The sequence below is a fragment of the Pseudomonas sp. FG-3G genome, assembly GCF_901007645.1.
Taxonomy (GTDB): Bacteria; Pseudomonadota; Gammaproteobacteria; order Pseudomonadales; family Pseudomonadaceae; genus Aquipseudomonas; species Aquipseudomonas rhizophila.
This window is the reverse complement of the sequence record NZ_CAAKGZ010000025.1, coordinates 230,203-254,412: the sequence shown is the minus strand read 5'-3', so window position 1 is coordinate 254,412 and position 24,210 is coordinate 230,203. Positions and strand designations below refer to the sequence as shown.

The 24,210-nt window shown below is 60.1% G+C and carries 15 protein-coding genes; 9 read left to right on the top strand and 6 right to left on the bottom strand.

What is annotated here, in order from left to right; all coding sequences use genetic code 11:
• Positions 1-9: 9 nt before the first annotated feature.
• On the bottom strand, positions 10-4,674 hold the full coding sequence (locus PSEUDOMOFG3G_RS18435; RefSeq protein ID WP_139050799.1) for a deaminase domain-containing protein: 4,665 nt from the start codon (positions 4,672-4,674) through the stop codon (positions 10-12).
• A 301-nt stretch (positions 4,675-4,975) separates the two neighbouring features.
• Here PSEUDOMOFG3G_RS18435 and PSEUDOMOFG3G_RS18430 point away from each other — a divergent pair, with 301 nt between their 5' ends.
• Both PSEUDOMOFG3G_RS18430 and PSEUDOMOFG3G_RS18425 read left to right on the top strand, forming a co-directional pair.
• Complete coding sequence (locus tag PSEUDOMOFG3G_RS18430; RefSeq protein WP_047226416.1) at positions 4,976-7,435, top strand: EAL domain-containing protein; 2,460 nt, start codon at positions 4,976-4,978, stop codon at positions 7,433-7,435.
• A 79-nt stretch (positions 7,436-7,514) separates the two neighbouring features.
• On the top strand, positions 7,515-8,285 hold the full coding sequence (locus PSEUDOMOFG3G_RS18425) for a TenA family transcriptional regulator (protein WP_218575624.1): 771 nt from the start codon (positions 7,515-7,517) through the stop codon (positions 8,283-8,285).
• Positions 8,286-8,432: 147 nt separating this feature from the next.
• On the opposite strand, the gene PSEUDOMOFG3G_RS18420 is transcribed toward PSEUDOMOFG3G_RS18425, so the two are convergent.
• The 5 genes from PSEUDOMOFG3G_RS18420 to PSEUDOMOFG3G_RS18400 all read right to left on the bottom strand — a co-directional run bounded on the left by PSEUDOMOFG3G_RS18420 (position 8,433) and on the right by PSEUDOMOFG3G_RS18400 (position 13,406).
• Positions 8,433-9,359 (bottom strand): GGDEF domain-containing protein, encoded by a 927-nt coding sequence (locus PSEUDOMOFG3G_RS18420; protein WP_047226301.1) that lies wholly within the window; start codon positions 9,357-9,359, stop codon positions 8,433-8,435.
• Between the two features lie 362 nt (positions 9,360-9,721).
• Entirely contained in the window at positions 9,722-10,462 is a 741-nt protein-coding gene (locus PSEUDOMOFG3G_RS18415) for a YciK family oxidoreductase (protein ID WP_047226302.1), read from the bottom strand.
• A gap of 176 nt (positions 10,463-10,638) precedes the next feature.
• The gene (gene mupP, locus PSEUDOMOFG3G_RS18410) at positions 10,639-11,310 is read right to left on the bottom strand and encodes an N-acetylmuramic acid 6-phosphate phosphatase MupP (RefSeq protein ID WP_047226303.1); all 672 of its coding nucleotides are present in this window, start codon (positions 11,308-11,310) and stop codon (positions 10,639-10,641) included.
• 4 nt (positions 11,311-11,314) lie between these two features.
• Positions 11,315-12,013 (bottom strand): bifunctional 2-polyprenyl-6-hydroxyphenol methylase/3-demethylubiquinol 3-O-methyltransferase UbiG, encoded by a 699-nt coding sequence (gene ubiG / locus PSEUDOMOFG3G_RS18405; protein WP_047226304.1) that lies wholly within the window; start codon positions 12,011-12,013, stop codon positions 11,315-11,317.
• 61 nt (positions 12,014-12,074) lie between these two features.
• Positions 12,075-13,406 carry a TRZ/ATZ family hydrolase gene (locus tag PSEUDOMOFG3G_RS18400; RefSeq protein ID WP_047226305.1) on the bottom strand — a complete coding sequence of 444 codons (1,332 nt, stop codon included), beginning with the start codon at positions 13,404-13,406 and terminating at the stop codon, positions 12,075-12,077.
• Between the two features lie 106 nt (positions 13,407-13,512).
• Between PSEUDOMOFG3G_RS18400 and mtnA the strand changes: the two genes are divergently transcribed.
• The 7 genes from mtnA to cmk all read left to right on the top strand — a co-directional run bounded on the left by mtnA (position 13,513) and on the right by cmk (position 24,162).
• Positions 13,513-14,589, top strand: coding sequence for an S-methyl-5-thioribose-1-phosphate isomerase (gene mtnA / locus PSEUDOMOFG3G_RS18395; protein WP_047226306.1), 1,077 nt, complete (start codon positions 13,513-13,515; stop codon positions 14,587-14,589).
• A gap of 447 nt (positions 14,590-15,036) precedes the next feature.
• Entirely contained in the window at positions 15,037-17,700 is a 2,664-nt protein-coding gene (gene gyrA, locus PSEUDOMOFG3G_RS18390; protein WP_047226307.1) for a DNA gyrase subunit A, read from the top strand.
• 234 nt (positions 17,701-17,934) lie between these two features.
• The gene (serC, locus tag PSEUDOMOFG3G_RS18385) at positions 17,935-19,020 is read left to right on the top strand and encodes a 3-phosphoserine/phosphohydroxythreonine transaminase (protein WP_139050797.1); all 1,086 of its coding nucleotides are present in this window, start codon (positions 17,935-17,937) and stop codon (positions 19,018-19,020) included.
• A complete protein-coding gene (gene pheA / locus PSEUDOMOFG3G_RS18380) occupies positions 19,020-20,114 on the top strand; it encodes a prephenate dehydratase (RefSeq protein ID WP_003199233.1) in 1,095 nt (364 codons plus the stop codon). Before serC ends, pheA begins: the two co-directional genes overlap by 1 nt.
• A gap of 13 nt (positions 20,115-20,127) precedes the next feature.
• Positions 20,128-21,240: a histidinol-phosphate transaminase gene (gene hisC, locus PSEUDOMOFG3G_RS18375; RefSeq protein WP_139050796.1), complete on the top strand. Its 1,113-nt coding sequence runs from the start codon at positions 20,128-20,130 to the stop codon at positions 21,238-21,240.
• Positions 21,241-21,268: 28 nt separating this feature from the next.
• The gene (locus tag PSEUDOMOFG3G_RS18370) at positions 21,269-23,476 is read left to right on the top strand and encodes a bifunctional prephenate dehydrogenase/3-phosphoshikimate 1-carboxyvinyltransferase (RefSeq protein WP_257220848.1); all 2,208 of its coding nucleotides are present in this window, start codon (positions 21,269-21,271) and stop codon (positions 23,474-23,476) included.
• A complete protein-coding gene (cmk, locus tag PSEUDOMOFG3G_RS18365; RefSeq protein WP_047226311.1) occupies positions 23,473-24,162 on the top strand; it encodes a (d)CMP kinase in 690 nt (229 codons plus the stop codon). The genes PSEUDOMOFG3G_RS18370 and cmk overlap by 4 nt, the downstream gene beginning before the upstream one ends.
• Positions 24,163-24,210 lie beyond the last annotated feature (48 nt).

Genomic DNA, 24,210 nt, shown 5'->3' with positions numbered 1-24,210 from the left:
CGCCAGGGATCAATCGGATTCGGTTGAAGAGCTCATTTCAGTTGCCGGACGCTTACGGCGCTGTCCCCAGATGACGTTCAACGCAGCGGCTCCGCGCTCATGACCGAACTCCTTCATGACAATCGCGCAGGATTCGCAGGGAGGCAGGGTGGTGGCAAGCGTGATCGACTTGATGTCTTCAGGGTTTGGATACTTTTCGCTGATGTAGGCAATCAGTTTGCTTTCACTGTCCGCAGAGGTCACTCGACTGAGCCTGTCCGAGGTGCCCGGAGCATCCATCAGATGAGGGATGGCGAGCAATTTTCCATCGGCGCTCAGAGTGAGGGAGGCAGGGTCAATCGCGTTCCTGATGCCATCAACATTGAAGTAAGTGGCATCTTTGACGTTGACTTGCGTATAGCCACTGTGGGATTTGAACAGCGGCAGGTGCCGGGTGTAGTCCTCGATTCCGGAAACACTGACATATATTTCGTTGTTTCCGGATGCCGTGATGACGTGGGCAAAAGCTATGTTCTTTTGATTTTTGGTCGGAAGGGTTTTTTGCAGTTCTCGCATGGCGTCATTGATGGTCACCGCTCGGGTGGTGGATTGAGACGGGCCGGCAATGGCCGGCGATGTAAAAAGCGCGTTGAAGATGCTTGCGGTTGATTTTTGTATGGCTTCGGGCGCTTGTGTGGTGGGTTGCCACACGGCTGCTCCGTTAGGCAAATCAGAGACAATCATTCTGGTGCGACGATCGAATAACACCGCCTCGGCGGGGTAGGTACTGACTTTCAACCACTTCATATTGGAGGGTGGATGGCTCGGTGCGCCAATGGGTATCGAAATTTCATCGATCTTGTCCAGTGCCCGTTCGACCTGGTCTTTGCCGTAGATTCGCGCGGCGTTGTTGGCGTTCAACGAACCGATATAAACCCGTTGCAGCTCCTCTCCCAAAGAGCCGGGCGTCAGGTCGCTTGGGCCAAGCCTTTTCAGGCTCAGAGCAGCCTCGACACTCTCAGTGGAGAGCAATCTGGTCATGTAATAATCATCCGTGTTCAAGCGGGTGAATATGTACGTGAACTGCTCATCGATCGAGGGAATGATGAGCGCGCCGGTTTGATGGATATCGTCAATTTTTTCTGCCGAACCGGTTACTTTGATGCCACCGTACAGACCGGTTTGAAATTCCAGGGTCGCCGTAATGGTTTCTCTGGGGATGGGGATTCTGCTGGAGAGACCGATCCATTGCGGTTTGCCTTTGTAGGTGTTGAGCTTGCCGTCCTTGAGTTCATAGATTTTCCCTTCGAAGGCGAGCAGGGCGCGATCGTTGGGATGCTTGGGCGTGGAGGGATAAAACGTTGCGTCACCAAACCAGGGCGCCCAGCTTAACTCAGTGCTGAATTCTCCGGCGGGTGGGCGCTCGGCAGGTTTGTCTTGCACTACATACCTGGTTTTGCACACCTCATCCGGCGCACGACGAACACGGCACGCCAGTTTCCTGAAGGGTGGATTGTCATCCGGGTGGCTGATGCGACGCAGGGTTCCGGCCTTCAAACGATAGGGCACGCCATCCACATAGAAGAGGCGGCTGCCATCGGCTTCAAGCACTTCTAGTACCCGGGCATTTTCCGGTAACTCAACGAGGGTCTCGGTGTCGGTTTGCGCCCGTGTGTTGAAGTGGGAGCGGCCCGGTGACACGTCAGCACCCAGCCCAGGGCCGTAAGGCCTGGACGATAAAGGGTCAATCAAACGGTAATCGGCGCTGCCTGTGGCTGTGGTGTTGCGCACAGGAACATCGTCAACTCCGCGCACCGTGCTCAACTGGTCATTCATTGTCAGTGGACGCCAGCGGCCCGGGTCCGTGGCTTGGGCCATGCCTTGGACGAAATCGTATTGGCCGGCGCGCCCGGACAACGTCTTGAGACTCAGATAGCCCTTTTTACTGAACCTGTACACGCTCTGGCTGCCTGCCCGTAGCAAGGACGCAATGCCGTCGAGCGGGTTCAGGGTGGCGTTGAGCAAACTACCTGTCAGCGTTGCAAAGGCAGGCAGTGCTTTGCCAATGCTCAACTTGCCCGCGGCGCTGACCAACTTCAGCGAGCCTGACGCAAACTTGCCCATGGGTCGGGCGAATGCAACAAAATCTGTGAACAGGCCAAAGGCTCCACTCACCAGGCGATCACGGTCCCCCGAAGCCAAGTCTTCGATACTGCCCCAGAAGGGCACAAACATTTTGAGGATTTCCAGGTTTTTTTCACGCCTGGCCTTTTGACGGTCGAATTCGGTTTTGCCATAACAACTGTCGTAGAGCTGTTTTTCGTCAACGAAAAGCAGCTTCTCGCAAATGTACCGGGCCAGGTCCAGGGTGACTTTCGACTCCAATGTCCGCGGTAGAGTGTGGTTGGCGTCGCTATTGTTCGATTCGCCGAACGTGCCGCCAAGTGGGTCCAGGATGGCTTGGCATTCTTTGTGAGCGCCGGGGAGGGTGCCTTTTACGTGGGCATCCCAATCGAACGGAAGGGTTTTATGGCGAAGAACATCCACACTCACTGCCGAGCCGTGGCTGATTCTCCACTTTTCGATTTTGCGCTCTGCGCCAATATGGTGTGGCTGAATATCTGGGCGTGGGCGGATCACCCCAGCCCGCGGGAGCAGTTCGTAGTACGAGGTTTTGCGCTGGCTCGTCGTTTCCAGAATGAAGCCATTACGCGCGCGCAGGGGCAGCGTCTTATCTTCGGATTCATTGTTTGCTTCAATGCCCGTGGTTTCTTTTCTGAGGGTGTAGACCTTTGTCACGCCGTACTCCAGGGCTTGGCGATCAGCCAGGGGTAGGGATGCGAGCAGGTGGGTGATCAACGTGCGATAGGAACTTCTGATGAAGCTGAGGTAGATGTCGAAATGGGTTTTGAACGTTTGCTCGATATCGGTGAGCTTCCTGTCCTGCTGGGCAATAGCGCTAAAGCCGGGCCCGGCAAAGTTAGTCTGTAGGGTCGTATCGTGGTCGATCTTGAACCAGACATCGGTGATGACTTTTCCATCGGGCCGGGTGACGAACCATTTATGCTCAGTGAGTTGGCCGGCTGCATACACATCCACGAATGTGTAGGTTTGGGGGGCGAGTCTTGCGATGGGGCCGCTGAGCCGAGTCACGGGAGCGGCATAAGTGCTGGCCTCCTTCACCAGCTTCCTGCCATCCGTCACGAACCGGCCGTCTGCGAAGAGCTTCGCCATTTTAAGCCTGGCGATGTTCAGCCTCTCGGGGGGGCGGCTATCCAGCCAGTTGACCGCCCGGGTCATGCTATCGATGGTGAAGTCGAGCTTTTCTGCAGCAGTCTGTATGTCCTGCAGGGTGTAGTGTCCGTCGGCCTTATGGGCAACCAGGCCGTTTGTCACGGCCCATTCCAGCATGGGTTTCAATCTGGTCAGGGTGACCAGTTTCAGGTCATCAGCCGTGGCTTCACTGGCGTATTGGCCAGGGAAGTCGACCAGTTGCTGGAAACTCAGTCTTTGCAGCAATGTCGGGTCGATCGCGTCAGCCAGATACACACCATGAGCAAAATTTACCCAAACGGTAGAGCTTCGGTAAGGCAGTTGCGACGGTATATCGTGAATCTGGAAGTGCGGCGGGAACAAGGGTTGATAAAGACGCGCGAGCAGAATGGATTCGTTCACTGACGCGGCGCGTTTTGAAGACAGCAGATGCACCTCGAACTCGGCCCGAATCTGCCCATAGCTTTTCCCCCAGTTGGACGAACGTTGCCACGGGTAACCGGCGATACTGTCCGGGCTCTCGTTTTGCCCGTTTTCAAGCCAAAGACGAATGGCGTGGGCGAGCAGCTTGGTGCATATCCCTGCAGCCGTGTCCTCACCGGGTCTGCCGCCAAACCAGCCCAGCACTTGCAATAACCTGGTTGCCAGCTGCCGGGCGTTCGTCGATTGCAGAATAGCCTCCAGATACGCCGAAGGCTTCGCCCGGATTTGCGTCGTCGTCAATGTGTCGATATCCGAAGCGCCGAGGTAGGCCAGCAATGGGGTGTGCGGCGTAGGCAGGAATTGACGCACTGTGTCAGTGATCAGGTTCTCAGTGTGGGGGCTCAGGGCGTCGATGTTTATTCCATGTCCAAGCCCCAGCGTGTGGTGAGCGCGTTTCTCTTCCAGCGCATTCATCGTGGCGTGGCGTTGCTCGGTGTTTTGCCGATTGCATGGGGTAATACCGTAAAACCAGGTCATTCGTGCAAATGTTACTTGGCCGTCGAAACGAATTTGCCCGCCTAATAGTCGAGCAGTTTTTTCAATCTTTGCACGCAGCCCGTTCCAAGAGGGGTCGTTGTTCAGTGGAATCTGAATGGTGGTTTCTCTGTTTCTTGACAGTGTCTCGTAGAGGGCTTTGCCGTCTTTTAAAGTGACGATCAAGTGGTAATGAGGGGCGCTTAGCGTTTTGCACAACGCCTGATAGTTTTTATCCTGGATGAGCGTGTGCAGTGCTCGTTGTCCGGTTTCATTTTCCAACGCCATGGGTGAACAAAGCCTGGGCTTGACCAGGCTGTCGGCCAACGTCTGCAGCGGTATCTGATGGTTTCGAACGAGCGATAGCATGGCCTCGTAATCGCCCAGCAAACCCTGATGTTTCTCGGCATAAGAGGGTGTCGGGCTCAGACTCGTTGAAAGGCCGGGGGCGGCGGTAGATTGCATATGAAGGTTTCCTGGTGATTAACGAACGTTTCTCTACGCGCCTCGATAAAGTGCAAGGTCTAGAGAAGTTCCGTATCAAAACAGTCCAGGCAAACCCGGGGTGGTAGATATGTATGGGGTGCAGGAAAGTTGTAACGGCGTTTGGCAATTACCAGGGCTTTATCACCGCTGTTGTCTCAGGCATCCAGGGGCATGGGGTGTCAAATAGTGTCCGGCCTCTTGCGGGGAGCTGCTACGCCTCCTAGTCTTGCGGGAATGAGCGGTCTGAATGCTGATCGCCTACGCCTATGCAAGGGATCTCATGACTCAAGCGCGGACTCTCGGAACCCCCCGGTTGTTGGGCATCGTCTGGCCTTTTATCGCCGTCGTCCTGTTTCAGGCATTGTTGGGGGGTGTCAGTCTTTACGTGTTGTCTGCGGTGCGCGGCTACGTGGCGGGAGAAAGCCTTTGGTCCAAGGGGCAGAAAGACGCCATTTACTACCTCAATCTTTATGCCGACAGTCGTGACGAAACAATCTTTCAGAAGTACCAGCGGGCTATCGCCGTACCTGAGGGTGGGCATGAGCTGCGGGTGGCCCTGGACCGTCAGCCGCCGGATCTGGAGGCGGCACGGGCGGGAATCCTCAAGGGCGGCAACCACCCGGACGACGTGTCCAGTCTGATCTGGCTCTACCTGAATTTTCGGCACTTCAGTTACCTGGAAGAGGCTATCGATCTCTGGACGGTGGGCGACGGCTACCTGATTGAACTGGATGACGTCGCCCGCCAGATGCACAGTCGGATTACCGCAGGTCAGGCTTCTGAGGCCGATATTCGTGGCTGGAAGGCGAAAATCTTTGCCATCAACGATTCCGTCACCCCGGCAGCCAAAGCTTTCAGCGATGCGCTGGGGGAGGGGTCGCGCTTCATCCTGCGCCTGTTGCTGGTGACCAACTTCGCCACCGCACTGGGGTTGATCGTGCTGGCGCTGTTGCGCACGCATAAACTGCTGGCCCAGCGGCAGGTCTTCGCCAATGCCCTGCAACTGGAAAAGGAGCGGGCGCAGATCACCTTGCAGTCCATTGGCGACGGCGTGATCACCACCGATGTGGAAGGGGCAATCGCCTACATGAACCCCGCCGCCGAAGCGATGACTCACTGGAAGGCCGAGCACGCCACGGGATTGCCTCTGGCCGCCCTGTTCAATTTGCTCGATGACAACGCCCAGAGTGAAGGGCTGACCCTGATCGAGCATATTCTCAGCGGCCGGCTCGGTGGCGGCAGCGAGCATTCCAAACTGATCCAGCGCCTGGATGGCAGCACTGTGTCCGTCACGCTCGTAGGTGCGCCGATCCGCCACGCCGGCAAGGTCAGCGGAGCGGTGCTGGTGTTGCACGACATGACCCAGGAACGCCAATACATCGCCAACCTGTCGTGGCAAGCCACCCATGATGCGCTGACCGGCCTGGCCAATCGCCGGGAATTCGAATATCGCCTTGAGCAAGCCTTGCACAATCTGACGCGCCAGGTGGGGCGCCATGCATTGATGTTCCTCGACCTGGACCAATTCAAGCTGGTCAATGACACCTGTGGTCATGCCGCCGGTGACGAACTGTTGCGGCATATATGCGCACTGTTGCAATCGGGGCTGCGGGAAAACGACACCCTGGCCCGACTGGGGGGCGATGAGTTCGGTATCTTGCTGGAGAACTGCTCGCCGGAGGCCGCGGAAAAGATCGCCGAAGGGCTGCGCCAGACCGTACAGAACCTGCATTTTGTCTGGAAGGGCCGGCCATTCGTGACCACCGTTAGCATCGGTCTGGTGCATATCGCCCAAAGCCCGACGACGCTGGAGGCGTCCCTGCGTGCCGCCGATATGGCCTGTTACATGGCCAAGGAAAAGGGCCGCAATCGCGTCCAGGTCTATCACGCCGACGACTCGGAGCTGTCCCTGCGCTTTGGCGAGATGGCTTGGGTCCAGCGCTTGCACATGGCTCTGGAGGAGAATCGCTTCTGTCTTTATGCCCAGGAAATTGCCGCGCTGGGTCCGGGCGACCATGGCGGCGGGCATATCGAGATCCTGTTGCGCCTGCATGATGAAGCCGGAAGGATGATTCTGCCGGACAGTTTCATTCCTGCGGCAGAACGCTATGGCTTGATGACTTCCCTGGATCGCTGGGTGGTGGAAAACGTCTTCAAGATCATCCGCCAGTGCCTGAACGATTCGCGACAGGGACCGATGGCCATGTGTGCGATTAATCTGTCAGGCACAACTATCGGAGATCAGGCATTCCTTGATTTCCTGCGTAAACAGTTCGCGGCCTACTCGATTCCACCAGAAATGATTTGTTTTGAAATAACCGAGACCAGTGCTATTTCGAATTTGGGCAGCGCCATCCGCTTTATCAATGAACTCAAGAGCTTGGGTTGTTACTTTTCGCTCGATGACTTTTGTGCCGGAATGTCTTCATTCGCTTACCTGAAACATTTACCTGTAGACTTCCTGAAGATCGACGGGAGTTTCGTAAAGGATATGCTGGACGACCCGATTAACCGTGCAATGGTCGAGGTGATCAATCACATCGGCCACGTCATGGGTAAGCGCACGATTGCCGAGTTTGTTGAAACTACCCAGATCGAGCAGGCGTTGCTGGAGATTGGGGTGGACTACGCTCAAGGGTATGTGATTGAACGCCCGCAGTTGTTTACCTGTGATACGTTGCAATGCAGGCCGGCCCGGCCGCAGCCGCTGTTATTCAAGGCCCCCGGCACGTTCCGCTGAACCTCTTGTTGATCCGGAAAAAATCACAATCAAAAGGAGCCCGACAGTGATCGACACATTCAACCGAACAGGCCCGCTCATGGACGCCACAAGCTATCCGAAATGGGCACAACAGCTCATTACCGATTGCAGCGAGAGCAAGCGCCGGGTTGTCGAACACGAGCTGTATCAACGCATGCGCGATAACAAGCTCAGTGCCAAGACCATGCGCCACTACCTTATTGGTGGTTGGCCGGTCGTTGAACAGTTCGCCTTATACATGGCACAGAACCTCACCAAGACACGCTTTGCCCGCCATCCCGGCGAGGACATGGCGCGTCGCTGGCTGATGCGCAACATTCGTGTCGAACTCAACCATGCCGATTACTGGGTCAACTGGAGCGCCGCCCATGGCGTGACCCTGGAAGATCTGCAGGCGCAGCAAGTGCCACCCGAACTCCATGCGCTGAGCCACTGGTGCTGGCATACGAGTTCTTCGGACTCGCTGATCGTGGCCATCGCCGCGACCAACTATGCCATCGAGGGGGCAACCGGGGAGTGGTCGGCACTGGTGTGTTCCAGCGGTATCTACGCGGCGGCTTTCGCCGAGGAAGACCGCAAGCGAGCCATGAAGTGGCTGAAGATGCACGCCCAGTACGATGATGCCCATCCCTGGGAAGCCCTGGAAATCATCTGCACCCTGGCGGGCATGAACCCGAGCAAGGCCTTGCAGATCGAACTGCGCCAGGCTGTCTGCAAGAGCTACGACTACATGTACCTCTTCCTGGAGCGCTGCATGCAACTGGAGCAATCGGAATCGGTGGGGAAAACCTCATCGCCCCGTGAGCGCCTGGCACTGGCCGGAAGCTGATATCCGATAGCCAGCCCATGTGGGAGCGAGCGTGCTCGCGAAGGGGTCAGGACAGTCAACGGGGAGGTTGATTGCCTGATCGCCATCGCGAGCACGCTCGCTCCCACATTTTTCGACGGTGTTCACAGAATCTGTCATTGCTGGCTTTCAACCCGCCATCGCCAGCCGGTTGCGGCCCTCGCGCTTGGCCACGTACAACGCGTTGTCGGCCCTGCGCAGCAGGCTTTCGACTGACTCACCCGGCAGCAGCGTCGCGCAACCCAGGCTGACCGTCAGTTCGATCCGCGTACCTGCGGCAAAATAATCCTGCGCCTGGGCGGCATGACGCAGTCGTTCTCCGACCAAGGCCGCGGCGTCCCTGCTGGTGTTCGAGAGCAGAATCAGGAATTCTTCGCCGCCGAACCTGAACACCATGTCCACATTGCGCAGCTGATTCTTGATGGCCTCGGCTACGCCCTTCAACACCTCATCGCCGATACCGTGCCCATGACTGTCGTTGACGCGCTTGAAATGATCGATGTCCAGCATCAACAGTGACAGCGGTTGCAAATGACGCTTGGCCATATCAATTTCACGGATCAGCGTCTGGTCCATGGCGATGCGGTTGCCGGTGCCGGTCAGTGGGTCACGCAGGGCACTTTGGGTCGCAGCGCGGTAGAGCAGAGCATTGCGCAACGGAAACAGCAGCGTCGACAACACAGATTCAAGGTCGGCTTGTTCGGTCTCGGTGAAGCGTTGATTGCGGCGAAACACCAGCTCGCCCAAATACTCGCTTTCATGGCTGAGGTTGTAGGTGAGGGTGTGATGCCCGCGTTGCCCCAGCTCCAGGCGCAGATCGCTGGGGCTGTGGCGGTAGATCAGCGCGTCCAGCGGCACCAGCCGCTGAACCTCACGAAAAAACAGCCCCAGGATCCGTTGCGGCTCCAGGCTGGTTTGCAATTGCTGGCTCAGCTGCTGACGCAACTGCGAAAGATTGACAGAGCGTGCCACCAGCGGTGACGGCTGGCCAAAGCCCAGGCGCTGCAGTTTGGCGCTGTCGAAATCAATCGCGTTGATCTGGGTTGGCGTTTTCATATGGCGTGAGCCCCTAAGCAAATCTGTCCTGACAGGTTGGGTGAGGCGGCTTTGGGCGGCGCGTCGTACTGGTCCTTCAGTCCCGTAGGACATCTGATTTGAGTTTAGTCCGCTTTACCTGGCAGGCATAAGTCTCATCTCAACATCCATTACCCGCCGAACATGGCGTGTTTGAGGATCTTTAGAGCGAAAGTCGTGCCATTCGGTTCAGTAGAATAAAAACCGATTGTAAATCAATGTATTGACTACAAACGGCGAGCGCGTCGTCGGCATGGGGCGACATGGACTTGGCGGTTCGCCTGGCTACGTATCGGGCGCAGGGACGTCGCGACGGTAAACCGACGCGACGCGAAGGTGAACAATTATTGGGCGTTGAACGCCTGACCGTTGACGCCTGTGCTATCCGGCCCCATGAGGTACAGGTAGACCGGCATGATTTCTTCAGGCGTAGGGTTGTTGAGCGGATTTTCCCCCGGATAGGCCTGGGCGCGCATGCTGGTGCGGGTGGCGCCGGGGTTGATGCTGTTGGCGCGCATGGGTGCGACGGTCTCGACTTCGTCGGCCAGGGTTTGCATCAGCCCCTCGGTGGCAAACTTGGAGACGCCATAAGCCCCCCAGTAAGCCCGTCCCTTACGCCCGACGCTGCTGGAGGTGAACACCACGGACGCGTCCTTGGACAGCTTGAGCAGCGGCAGCAAGGTGCTGGTGAGCATGAACATGGCGTTGACGTTCACCTGCATCACCCGCATGAAGTTCTCGCCGGACAACTGCTCCAGCGGCGTACGCGGGCCGATGATCGAGGCGTTGTGCAGCAGGCCGTCCAGATGGCCGAATTCGGTTTCAATCATCGCCGCCAGTTCATCGTACTGATGGGGCAGGGCGGTTTCGAGGTTGAACGGGATTACCACCGGCTGTGGATGCCCGGCCGCTTCGATTTCATCGTAGACCTGGGTCAGGTTGGCTTCGGTCTTGCCCAGCAGCAATACAGTAGCGCCGTGGGCGGCATAGGCCTTGGCGGCTGCGGCGCCGATGCCGCGACCAGCGCCGGTGACCAGGATGACCCGGCCATTGAGCAGGTCGGGGCGGGCGGAATACTCAAACATAAAAAAACCTCAACAATTAAAGCAGCACGGTTCCTGTGGCACAGAACTGTCATGGCGAGTGAGCTTTTGTGGCGAGGGAGCTTGCTCCCGCTCGGCGGCGAAGCCGTCGCCAGCTGACTCAGGGACCGCTTCGCGGTCCAGCGGGAGCAAGCTCCCTCGCCACAAGAGCGGTCAGCTCAGCAACTGCACAGCGCGTTATCCAGCACTTCACGCAGCGCCGAGGGGTGATCGATCACCACATCCGCGCCCCAATGGTTCGGGTTGTCGTCTGGGTGAATGTAGCCGTAGGTCACCGCGCAGGTCCTGGTGCCGGCGCTGCGGCCAGACTCGATGTCCCGCAGGTCGTCGCCTACGAACAATACGCTGGCCGGATCCAGGTCGAGCATCTTGCACGCCAGGGTCAGCGGTTCGGGGTCCGGCTTGCTGTTCTTTACATGGTCGGGGCAGATCAGCACTTTCGAGCGTTCGGCCAGGCCTAGCTGCTGCATGATCGGCTCGGCAAAGCGCACCGGTTTGTTGGTGACCACCCCCCAGATCAGGTTGGCGGCCTCAATGTCGGCCAGCACCTGGGCCATGCCGTCAAACAGGTGGCTGTGCACCGCGCAGCCCTTGAGGTAGCGGTCGAGGAATTCCTGGCGCAGTTCCTCGAAACCCGGCGACTCCGGGTCCATGGAGAAGGTCACCGCGACCATCGCCCGGGCGCCCCCGGAAATCTCGTCGCGAATATGCTGCGTGTTCATCGGTGGCAGGCCACGGTCGGCACGCATGGCCTGGCAGATGGCGATGAAGTCCGGCGCGGTGTCGAGCAGCGTGCCGTCCATGTCGAAGAGAACCGCTTTGAGACGCATCGACTTACTCCTCGCGCAAGGTCTGGATCATGTAGTTGACATCAACGTCGGCGGCCAGCTTGTAGTGCTTGGTCAGCGGGTTGTACGTCAGGCCGATGATGTCCTTGACGGTCAGCCCGGCCATGCGGCTCCAGGCCCCCAGCTCCGAAGGGCGGATGAATTTCTTGAAGTCGTGAGTGCCACGTGGCAACAGCTTCATGATGTATTCGGCGCCGATGATGGCGAACAAGTAGGCCTTCGGATTGCGGTTGATGGTGGAGAAGAACACCTGGCCACCGGGCTTGACCATGCGAAAGCACGCACGGATGACCGATGATGGATCCGGTACGTGTTCAAGCATTTCCAGGCAAGTGACCACATCGAACTGCTCGGGCATTTCCTCGGCCAGGGCTTCGGCGGTGGTCTGCCGGTATTCCACGCTGACGCCGGATTCCAGTTGATGCAGTTGCGCAACCGCCAGCGGTGCTTCGCCCATGTCGATGCCCATCACCGTCGCTCCGCGCTGGGCCATGGCTTCGCTGAGGATGCCGCCGCCGCAGCCGACATCGAGCACCTTCTTGCCAGCCAGACTGACTCGCTCGTCAATCCAGTTGACCCGCAGCGGGTTGATATCGTGCAGCGGTTTGAATTCGCTTTCACGGTCCCACCAGCGATGGGCCAGGGCTTCGAATTTGGCGATTTCAGCGTGGTCGACGTTGCTCATGTGCAGATCCTCGAAAAACTTGAAAAATCGTAGGGCCCGAGCCGTGGCTCAAGGGACCTGGTTATTCGTTGTGGCCGCTGATGCGACGACCCCATGCCTGTGCCGTGGCACTGAGCTGCGATTCGTCCAGGCGGGTCAGGCGGCCGTCCTCAAGCAAGGGCTTGCCGGCCACCCACAGATGTTTCACGCAGTCGCGACCGGTGGCGTAGATCAGTTGCGACACCGGGTCATAGACCGGCTGCTGGGCCAGTCCCGACAAGTCAAAGGCCACCAGGTCGGCGGCCTTGCCGACTTCCAGCGAGCCGACCGTCGCTTCGATGCCCAGTGCCCGGGCGCCATTGAGCGTGGCCATGCGCAACGCCCGGTGGGCGTCCAGGGCCGTGGCCGAACCGGCGACGGCCTTGGCCAGCAATGCGGCGGTACGCGTCTCGCCCAACAGGTCCAGATCGTTGTTGCTCGCCGCCCCGTCAGTGCCGACCGCGACATTGACCCCGGCCTGCCACAAGCGCTCCACCGGGCAGAACCCGCTGGCCAGCTTCATGTTCGATTCCGGGCAGTGGATCACGCTACAGTTGCTTTCTACCAGCAACGCCTGGTCTTCATCGCTGACCTGAGTCATGTGCACCGCCTGAAAGCGTGGCCCCAGCAGGCCCAGGCGCCCCAGCCGGGCCATGGGTCGCTCACCGGTGTTATCCACAGCCTGCTGTACTTCGAACGCGGTTTCGTGAACATGCATATGAATGGCCGCGTCCAGTTCTTCGGCGATCACCCGGATTTTTTCCAGGTTCTCGTCGCCGACGGTGTAGGGCGCATGGGGGCCGAATGCCACTTTGATTCGTGGATGATGCTTGAGGTCGCCAAACAATTCGATGCCCTGACGAATGGCATCGTCGGCGCTGGCGGCACCGGGGATCGGAAAATCGAGGATCGGAATGGCGATTTGTGCGCGGATACCGCTGTTATGCACACGCTCGCTGGCAACCTTGGGGTAGAAATACATGTCCGAGAAACACGTGATGCCGCCCTTGAGCTGCTCGGCGATCGCCAGGTCAGTGCCGTCGCGAACAAAATCTTCGTCGACCCATTTACCCTCGGCCGGCCAGATGTGTTGTTCAAGCCAGGTCATCAAGGGCAGGTCGTCGGCCAGCCCGCGGAACAGGGTCATCGCCGCATGGCCGTGGGCGTTGATCAATCCGGGGCTCAGGAGCATGCCCGGCAGTTCGCGGACCTGGGCTGAGTCACACTTCAGGGCTTCTGCCCGTGGACCGATGAACACAATGCAGCCGTCGCGGATGCCCAGGCCATGATCCTTGAGCACGACACCGGCGGGTTCGACAGGCACCAACCAGGTCGGCAGCAGTAATAAGTCGAGCGCAACGGCAGGCTTGGGCATCGTGGAACGGTTCCATGGCGTATAAAGGATGGCGAAGTATACCCGAGCGTCTTCGCGGAGGGATCGCTATAATCGGCGGCTTTTGTTCATGAGTGCGGGGTGTGGGATGCGCGATCGACTGTTGGCTGCGGAGAAGGTGAAGGCCATCGATTGGCGTGATGGCGCCCTCTATCTGTTGGATCAGCGTATTTTGCCGTTCGAGGAAACCTGGATCGCCTATACCTCGGCGGCCGGCGTGGCCGAGGCCATTCGCTCGATGGTGGTGCGGGGCGCGCCGGCCATCGGCATCAGTGCGGCCTATGGCGTGGTGCTGGCAGCGCGGGCGCGGGTGGCCGAGGGCGGGGACTGGCAGGCGGCGCTGGAAGCTGATTTTGCCCTGCTGGCCAACTCGCGGCCGACAGCGGTGAACCTGTTTTGGGCGCTTGACCGGATGCGCGACCGGCTGGGGCGCTTGAAAGAGCATGCCGAACCGCTGGCTGCCCTTGAGGCCGAAGCCATCGCCATCCATGAAAGCGACCGCGAAGCCAACCTGACCATGGCTCAGTTGGGTGTCGACCTGATCCGCAAGCATCAGGGCAACGCCCAGGCCATCCTGACCCATTGCAATACCGGCGCCCTGGCCACCGGCGGCTTTGGCACGGCCCTTGGCGTGATCCGGGGGGCGTTCCTCGAGGGCATGGTCGAGCGCGTCTACGCCGACGAAACCCGTCCGTGGCTGCAAGGCTCGCGCCTCACCGCGTGGGAGTTGGCCAATGAAGGCATCCCGGTGACCCTCAATGCCGATTCCGCCGCCGCCCACATCATGAAGACCAAGGGCGTGACCTGGGTCATCGTCGGCGCCGACCGCATCACGGCCAATGGCGACGTGGCGAACAAGATCGGCACCTATCAACTGGCGGTCTGCGCCATGCACCATGGCGTGCGCTTCATGGTGGTGGCGCCGAGTTCGACCATCGACATGAACTTGGCCAGCGGCGAAGACATTCCGATTGAAGAGCGCGACGGGCGCGAACTGCTGGAGGTTGGCGGCAAGCGGGTCGGGGCGGAGGTGGATGCCTTCAACCCGGTGTTCGACGTCACCCCGGCGGACCTGATCGACGCCATTGTCACCGAGAAAGGCATCGTCGAGCGCCCGGATACGGCGAAGATGGCGCAGTTGATGTGTCGCAAGCGGTTGCACTGAAGGCTTTGAGTGGCGGGTCTGCCGCTATCGCGAGCGGGCTCGCTCCCACATTGGATCGGTGTTGTGGCCGGAATCTTCGGCATACACAGATCCCCCGTGGGAGCGAGCCCGCTCGCGATGAGGCCCTGAAAGTCAGCAAATGAGCCTGAATTGAACCTCAAATCTGCTTTCGGCAAGCCTCTAAGCCCCTCTCGTCCCATATCAGCCTGTCACCGGTCAACTAACTATGCTCCATGCGCATCAGGGGGATAGGTGCGTGGCGGCTCTTGTGATAACATCCGGCGGTTTCCAGGGCTGCCTCACGAGGTGGCCTTTACTGCGCAGATCCATGGCATAACTCGTTGATTTGTCGTAAGTCGCTGCATGGCACTTGTTCTGCAGCGGCGAGCTTCGTTCGTCCCATCTGGATGTGACGAGGTTTCACCAGAAAAAGGAATCAGGCTTCTCATGGGCGAACTGGCCAAAGAAATCCTCCCGGTCAATATCGAAGACGAGCTGAAACAGTCCTACCTCGACTACGCAATGAGCGTAATCGTCGGGCGGGCGCTGCCGGATGCGCGCGATGGCTTGAAGCCCGTGCACCGGCGCGTGCTGTTCGCGATGAGCGAGCTGGGCAACGACTTCAACAAGCCGTACAAGAAATCAGCCCGTGTCGTCGGTGACGTGATCGGTAAGTATCACCCCCACGGTGACACCGCCGTGTACGACACCATCGTCCGGATGGCCCAGCCATTCTCCCTGCGCTACTTGCTGGTAGACGGCCAGGGCAACTTCGGTTCCGTGGACGGCGACAACGCCGCGGCCATGCGATACACCGAAGTGCGCATGACCAAGCTGGCCCACGAACTGCTGGCCGACCTGCATAAGGAAACCGTGGACTGGGTGCCGAACTACGACGGCACCGAAATGATCCCGGCGGTCATGCCGACCCGTATCCCGAACCTGCTGGTCAACGGCTCCAGCGGTATCGCCGTGGGCATGGCGACCAACATCCCGCCGCACAACCTCGGTGAAGTCATCGACGGTTGCCTGGCCCTCATCGACAATCCCGAGCTGACGGTCGATGAGTTGATGCAGTACATCCCTGGTCCTGACTTCCCGACCGCTGCGATCATCAACGGTCGCGCCGGTATCATCGAAGCCTACCGCACCGGTCGCGGCCGCATTTACATGCGCGCCCGCTCGACCATCGAAGACATCGACAAGGTCGGTGGTCGCCAGCAGATCGTCATCACCGAACTCCCATACCAGCTGAACAAGGCCCGTCTGATCGAGAAGATCGCCGAGCTGGTGAAAGAGAAGAAGCTTGAAGGCATCACCGAGCTGCGGGACGAGTCCGACAAGGACGGCATGCGCGTCGTGATCGAACTGCGTCGCGGCGAAGTGCCCGAGGTGATCCTCAACAACCTCTATGCCCAGACCCAGCTGCAAGCGGTGTTCGGCATCAACATCGTGGCGCTGATCGACGGCCGTCCGAGGATCCTGAACCTCAAGGATCTGCTGGAAGCCTTCGTGCGTCACCGTCGCGAAGTGGTCACCCGCCGCACCGTGTTCGAGCTGCGCAAGGCCCGCGAGCGTGGTCATATCCTCGAAGGCCAGGCCGTTGCCCTGTCGAACATCGACCCGGTCATCGCTCTGATCAAGGCCTCGCCAACCCCGTCGGAAGCCAAGGAAGCGCTGATCAGCACGCCTTGGGAATCCACCGCGGTAGTGGCGATGGTCGAGCGTGCCGGCGCCGACTCGTGCCGTCCGGAAAACCTCGACCCGCAATACGGCCTGCGCGATGGCAAGTACTTCCTGTCCCCGGAACAGGCGCAAGCCATCCTGGAACTGCGTCTGCACCGCCTGACCGGCCTGGAACACGAGAAGCTGCTGGCTGAATACCAGGAAATCCTCAACCAGATCGGCGAGCTGATCCGCATCCTCAACAGCGCCACGCGCCTGATGGAAGTGATCCGCGAAGAATTGGAAGTGATCCGCGCCGAATACGGCGACGTGCGCCGCACCGAGATTCTCGATGCGCGCCTGGACCTGACCCTGGGTGACATGATCCCGGAAGAAGAGCGCGTGGTGACCATTTCCCACGGCGGCTACGCCAAGACCCAGCCGTTGGCCGCCTACCAGGCCCAGCGTCGCGGCGGCAAAGGCAAGTCGGCCACAGGCGTCAAGGACGAGGACTACATCGCTCACCTGCTGGTTGCCAACAGTCACACCACGCTGTTGCTGTTCTCCAGCAAGGGCAAGGTGTACTGGCTCAAGACCTACGAAATCCCCGAAGCGTCTCGTGCCGCCCGTGGTCGTCCGCTGGTCAACCTGCTGCCGCTCGATAGCGATGAGTACATCACTACCATGCTGCCAGTGGAGGAATACACCGAAGGTCACTACATCTTCATGGCCACCGCCAAGGGCACCGTGAAGAAGACTCCGCTGGAATCCTTCAGTCGTCAGCGCAGTGTCGGCCTGATCGCCCTGGAGCTGGACGAAGGTGACGTGCTGATTTCCGCTGCCATCACCGACGGTGAGCGTGAGGTCATGCTGTTCTCCGACGGCGGCAAGGTTACCCGTTTCAAGGAATCCGACGTTCGCGCCATGGGCCGTACCGCCCGCGGTGTGCGCGGCATGCGCCTGCCGGAAGGTCAGAAGCTGATTTCCATGCTGATCCCCGAAGAAGGCAGCCAGATCCTCACCGCTTCGGCGCGTGGTTATGGCAAGCGCACGGCCATCAGCGAATTCCCTGAGTACAAGCGTGGCGGCCAGGGCGTGATCGCCATGGTCAGCAACGACCGTAACGGTCGTCTGGTCGGCGCTGTCCAGGTGCTCGATGGCGAGGAGATCATGTTGATCTCCGACCAGGGCACCTTGGTGCGCACGCGGGTGGCCGAAGTGTCGAGCCTGGGTCGTAACACCCAGGGTGTGACGCTGATCAAGCTGGCCAGCGACGAAACGCTGGTCGGGCTTGAGCGGGTGCAGGAGCCATCGGAAGTCGAAGGCGAGGAGCTGGAAGGCGAGGAGGGCGTGGCGTTCGACGGCACTCTTGCTACCGACGTTGACGACATGACCGGCGACCAACCGCTCGACGCTGCCGCAGACGAAGAAGAACCGCAGGACTAAGCGGACATGCGGGGGGCGGATGAAGATTCGCCCCCTTGTTGTTTGTCCCGTTTGAAAATTTGCGACACTGCACATGACGCGCAACTGTGGGAGCGAGCTTGCTCGCGATTTCGGTGGATCAGCAGCATTGATATTGACTGACACACTGCAATCGCGAGCAAGCTCGCTCCCACATTGGGCCCTATGTGCAGAACACAAGATTGATGTGACCACCAGATCAGAGCGAGATTGGATGTGAGCAAGAGAGCCTATAACTTCTGTGCCGGCCCGGCGGCGCTTCCTGAAGCGGTCCTGAAGCGTGCCCAAGGTGAACTTCTCGACTGGCATGGCAAGGGCCTGTCCGTCATGGAAATGAGCCATCGCAGCGATGAGTTCGTGTCCATTGCCACCAAGGCCGAGCAGGACTTGCGTGATCTGCTGAACATCCCCTCCAACTACAAGGTGCTGTTCCTGCAGGGCGGCGCCAGCCAGCAGTTTGCGCAGATCCCGCTGAACCTGCTGCCTGAAAGCGGCAAGGCCGACTACATCGACACCGGGATCTGGTCGCAGAAAGCCATCGAAGAAGCCTCGCGCTACGGCCACGTCAATGTCGCGGCCACTGCCAAGCCCTACGACTATTTCGCCATTCCCGGCCAGAACGAGTGGAACCTGTCCAAGGACGCGGCCTACGTTCATTACGCGCCGAACGAAACCATCGGCGGCCTGGAATTCAACTGGATTCCGGAAACCGGCGACGTGCCATTGGTGGCTGACATGTCTTCGGACATCCTCTCGCGCCCTGTGGATATCTCCCGTTTCGGCATGATCTACGCCGGCGCCCAGAAGAACATCGGTCCCAGCGGCATCCTGATCAGCATCATTCGCGAAGACCTGCTGGGGCGCGCCCGTTCCTTGTGCCCGACCATGCTCAACTACAAGGTCGCCGCCGACAACGGCTCGATGTACAACACCCCGCCGACCCTGGCCTGGTACCTGTCCGGCCTGGTATTCGAGTGGCTCAAAGAGCAGGGCGGTGTCGAGGCCATCGGCAAGCTCAACGAAGTGAAGCAGCGCACGCTCTATGACTTCATTGACGCCAGCGGCCTCTACAGTAACCCGATCAACAAGACTGATCGTTCGTGGATGAACGTACCGTTCCGCCTGGCCGACGATCGTCTCGATAAGCCGTTCCTGGCCGGTGCTGACGAGCGCGGGCTGCTGAACCTCAAGGGTCACCGTTCGGTCGGCGGCATGCGCGCTTCCATCTACAACGCCGTCGATATCAACGCGGTCAATGCGTTGATTTCCTACATGGCAGAGTTCGAGAAGGAACATGGTTGATGTCTGAGCAAGAACTCAAGGCGCTGCGCCTGCGCATCGATGCCCTGGACGAAAAGGTCCTGGAGCTGATCAGCGAGCGCGCGCGCTGCGCCCAGGAAGTGGCGCGGGTGAAAATGGCCTCCCTGGCCGAAGGCGAAGTGCCGGTGTTCTATCGCCCGGAGCGTGAAGCGCAGGTACTCAAGCGTGTCATGGAGCGCAACAAGGGGCCTCTGGGCAACGAAGAAATGGCGCGGTTGTTCCGCGAGATCATGTCTTCGTGCCTGGCCCTCGAGCAGCCTCTGAAAGTCGCTTACCTGGGCCCTGAAGGCACCTTCACCCAGGCGGCCGCCATGAAGCATTTCGGCCACGCCGTGATCAGCAAGCCGATGGCGGCCATCGACGAAGTCTTCCGTGAAGTGGCGGCGGGCGCGGTGAACTTCGGCGTGGTGCCGGTGGAAAACTCCACCGAAGGCGCGGTCAACCACACGCTGGACAGTTTCCTTGAGCACGACATGGTGATCTGCGGCGAAGTCGAGCTACGCATCCACCATCACCTGCTGGTGGGGGAGAACACCAAGACCGACAGTATCAGCCGGATCTACTCCCACGCCCAGTCACTGGCCCAGTGCCGCAAGTGGCTGGATGCCCACTACCCGAATGTCGAGCGCGTGGCGGTCTCCAGCAACGCCGAGGCGGCCAAGCGGGTCAAGGGTGAATGGAACTCGGCGGCGATTGCCGGCGACATGGCGGCCGGCCTCTACGGCCTGACCCGCCTGGCGGAAAAAATCGAGGATCGCCCGGACAACTCCACGCGATTCCTGATGATTGGCAGCCAGGAAGTGCCGCCGACCGGCGACGACAAGACGTCGATCATCGTCTCCATGAGCAACAAGCCCGGCGCGCTCCATGAGCTGCTGGTGCCGTTCCATGACAATGGCATCGATCTGACACGGATCGAGACCCGTCCGTCGCGCAGCGGTAAATGGACCTACGTGTTTTTCATCGATTTTGTCGGCCACCACCGCGATCCACTGGTAAAAGGTGTGCTGGAAAAAATCAGTCAGGAAGCAGTGGCACTCAAGGTGCTGGGTTCCTACCCCAAAGCAGTTCTTTAAGGGCGGATAGCTAATGAGTGGCAACTTCCTCGCTCTGGCTCAGCCAGGCGTGCAACAACTCTCGCCTTACGTTCCAGGCAAGCCGGTGGACGAATTGGCCCGTGAGCTTGATCTGGACCCGGCCAGCATCGTCAAGCTGGCAAGCAACGAAAACCCTTTGGGGGCGAGCCCCAAGGCGCTGGAGGCGATCCGGGACGAGCTGGCCGAGCTGACTCGTTATCCCGACGGTAACGGTTTCGCCCTCAAGAGCCTGCTGGCCGAGCGCTGTGGCGTGGAGTTGAGCCAGGTCACCCTGGGCAACGGTTCCAATGACATTCTCGAGCTGGTGGCGCGTGCCTACCTGGCGCCAGGTCTCAATGCCGTGTTCAGCGAGCATGCGTTTGCGGTCTACCCGATCGCCACCCAGGCCGTCGGCGCCGACGCCCATGTGGTGCCGGCCAAGGATTGGGGGCACGACCTGCCGGCCATGCTAGCGGCCATCGACGCCAACACGCGGGTCGTCTTCATCGCCAACCCAAACAACCCGACCGGCACCTGGTTCGACGCCCAGGCGTTGGACGACTTCCTGCAGGACGTGCCCGAGCACGTGCTGGTGGTGCTGGATGAGGCCTACATCGAATACGCCGAAGGCAGCGATTTGCCCGATGGCCTGGATTTTCTCGCCGCCTACCCGAACCTGCTGGTCTCGCGCACGTTCTCCAAGGCCTATGGCCTGGCGTCTTTGCGGGTTGGCTATGGCTTGTCCACCGCCGTGGTGGCCGATGTGCTCAACCGCGTGCGTCAGCCATTCAACGTCAACAGCTTTGCCTTGGCCGCTGCCTGCGCTGCGCTCGGGGACGACGCCTACCTGGCCGAAAGTCGCCGCCTGAACGAGACTGGCATGCAGCAGTTGGAAGCCGGATTCCGCGAGCTGGGCCTGAGCTGGATTCCATCCAAAGGCAACTTCATCTGCGTCGACCTGGGCCGTGTCGCAGCCCCGGTGTTCCAGGGCTTGCTGCGCGAGGGTGTGATCGTGCGTCCGGTGGCCAACTACGGCATGCCGAACCACCTGCGCGTCACCATTGGCCTGCCGGCGGAAAACGGCCGCTTTCTCGAGGCGTTGAGCAAGGTTCTGGCTCGTGGTTGATGTCACTTCACTGCAACCTGCTGCACCTATGATCGGTCGCCTGGTGGTGGTCGGTCTGGGGTTGATCGGCGGCTCTTTCGCCAAAGGCCTGCGCGAAAGCGGTCTGTGTCGTGAAGTGGTGGGTGTCGATCTGGACCCGCAGTCGCGTCGGCTGGCGGTGGAACTGGGAGTGGTGGATCGCTGTGAGGACGACCTGGCGATTGCTTGCCAGGGTGCGGACGTGATCCAGTTGGCTGTGCCGATCCTGGCCATGGAGAAGCTGCTGGCACGCCTGGCGACCATGGACCTGGGGCAGGCGATTCTCACGGACGTCGGCAGTGCCAAGGGCAATGTCGTGCGGGCGGCCACCGAAGCCTTCGGCGGGATGCCGGCGCGCTTTGTGCCCGGTCATCCGATTGCCGGTTCCGAGCAGAGCGGGGTGGAAGCCTCCAACGCCGAACTGTTTCGTCGTCACAAAGTGATATTGACGCCTCTGGAGCAGACCGATCCGGCTGCGCTGGCAGTGGTGGATCGCCTGTGGCGCGAGCTGGGTGCGGACGTCGAGCACATGCAGGTCGAGCGCCACGATGAAGTATTGGCCGCCACCAGCCATTTGCCGCACCTGTTGGCGTTCGGTCTGGTGGATTCATTGGCCAAACGCAATGAAAATCTTGAGATCTTCCGTTACGCTGCCGGCGGTTTCCGCGATTTCACGAGAATCGCCGGTAGCGACCCGGTCATGTGGCACGACATCTTCCTCGCCAACCGCGAAGCTGTCCTGCGCACACTCGATACATTTCGCAGCGATCTCGACGCCTTGCGCGACGCGGTCGATGCAGGGGACGGGCACCAATTGCTGGGCGTTTTCACACGCGCCAGGGTGGCCCGCGAGCATTTCAGTAAAATCCTGGCCCGTCGGGCCTATGTGGACGCTATGAACTCCAACGATCTGATTTTCCTGGCACAACCTGGTGGCTCCCTGAGTGGGCGTATTCGTGTACCGGGCGATAAATCGATTTCCCACCGTTCGATCATGCTCGGCTCCCTGGCCGAAGGCGTGACCGAAGTGGAAGGCTTTCTCGAAGGTGAAGACGCCCTGGCGACGCTGCAAGCGTTCCGCGACATGGGCGTGGTCATCGAAGGCCCGCATCACGGTCGCGTGACCATTCATGGTGTCGGCCTGCACGGCCTCAAGCCGGCTCCGGGGCCGATCTACCTGGGCAACTCCGGCACGTCGATGCGCCTGCTGTCAGGCCTGCTGGCCGCCCAGGACTTCGACAGCACCCTGACCGGTGACGCTTCGCTGTCCAAGCGGCCGATGAATCGCGTGGCCAACCCCCTGCGGGAAATGGGTGCGGTGATCGAGACGGCGGCCGAAGGTCGTCCGCCAATGACCATTCGCGGTGGCAACAAGCTCAAGGGCCTGACCTACACCATGCCGATGGCCAGCGCCCAGGTGAAATCCTGCCTGCTGTTGGCCGGTCTCTATGCCGAAGGCAAGACCACTGTCACCGAGCCGGCCCCGACCCGCGACCACACCGAGCGCATGCTGCGCGGCTTCGGCTACCCGGTCACGGTCAACGGTGCCACGGCCTCCGTCGAGTCCGGCAGCAAACTGACCGCGACCCACATTGAGGTGCCGGGCGATATCTCGTCCTCGGCGTTCTTCCTGGTGGCCGCCTCGATTGCCGAAGGCTCCGAGCTGGTGCTCGAGCATGTGGGCATCAACCCGACCCGTACCGGTGTGATCGACATCCTGCGCCTGATGGGCGCTGACATCACTCTGGAAAACCAGCGTGAAGTGGGTGGCGAGCCGGTTGCAGACCTGCGCGTACGAGCAGCTGAACTCAAGGGTATCGAGATTCCCGAAGCGCTGGTGCCACTGGCCATTGACGAATTCCCGGTACTGTTCGTGGCGGCGGCCTGTGCCGAAGGGCGCACCGTGCTGACCGGCGCCGAAGAGCTTCGGGTCAAGGAATCGGATCGTATCCAGGTGATGGCTGACGGCCTGATCGCGTTGGGCGTGAAATGCCAGCCGACGCCGGACGGCATCATCATCGACGGCGGCCAGATCGGCGGCGGCGAAGTCCATGGTCACGGTGATCACCGTATCGCCATGGCCTTCAGTGTTGCGTCTTTGCGCGCCAGTGCGCCGATCCGCATCCATGATTGCGCCAACGTCGCGACGTCGTTCCCGAACTTCCTGGCACTGTGTGCCCAGGTCGGTATTCGAGTAGCACAAGAGGCACAGTCGTGAACATCAAGGCACCGGTTATCACCATCGATGGCCCAAGCGGTTCAGGCAAGGGCACCATCGCCGGAATACTGGCCAAACAACTGGGCTGGAACCTGCTCGATTCGGGTGCCTTGTATCGTCTGCTGGCGTTCGCCGCGGCCAATCATGGCGTCGATCTGACCAACGAAGAACTGCTCAAGGCCTTGGCTGCGCATCTGGATGTGCAGTTCATCGCGGCGACCGACGGTCAGCTGCAGCGCATCATTCTGGAGGGTGACGAAGTCAGCAATGTCATTCGTACCGAAAGCGTCGGGGCCGGGGCCTCCCAGGTCGCCGCACTGCCGGCGGTGCGCGAGGCGTTGCTGCAGCGCCAGCGCGCTTTCCAGGAGCCACCCGGATTGGTGGCCGATGGGCGCGACATGGGTACCGTGGTGTTTCCCGATGCCCCGCTGAAGATTTTCCTCACCGCCAGTGCCGAGGAGAGGGCTCGTCGCCGATATTTGCAGTTGAAGGGCAAAGGCGAGGATGTTAGTCTGTCGAGTCTGCTAGATGAGATCCGTGCACGCGACGAGCGTGACACCCAGCGCGCAGTAGCCCCGCTCAAGCCGGCGGCTGACGCGATACAGCTGGATTCCACGGAGTTGTCCATCGATCAGGTGTTGCAACGCATCATGAGCGAGATCGCCATTCGCGATATCGCCGGGTGACCAGGAAGCTCCGCAGGGGACCAGTCATAGTCCTGCGGTGCTTCTTTT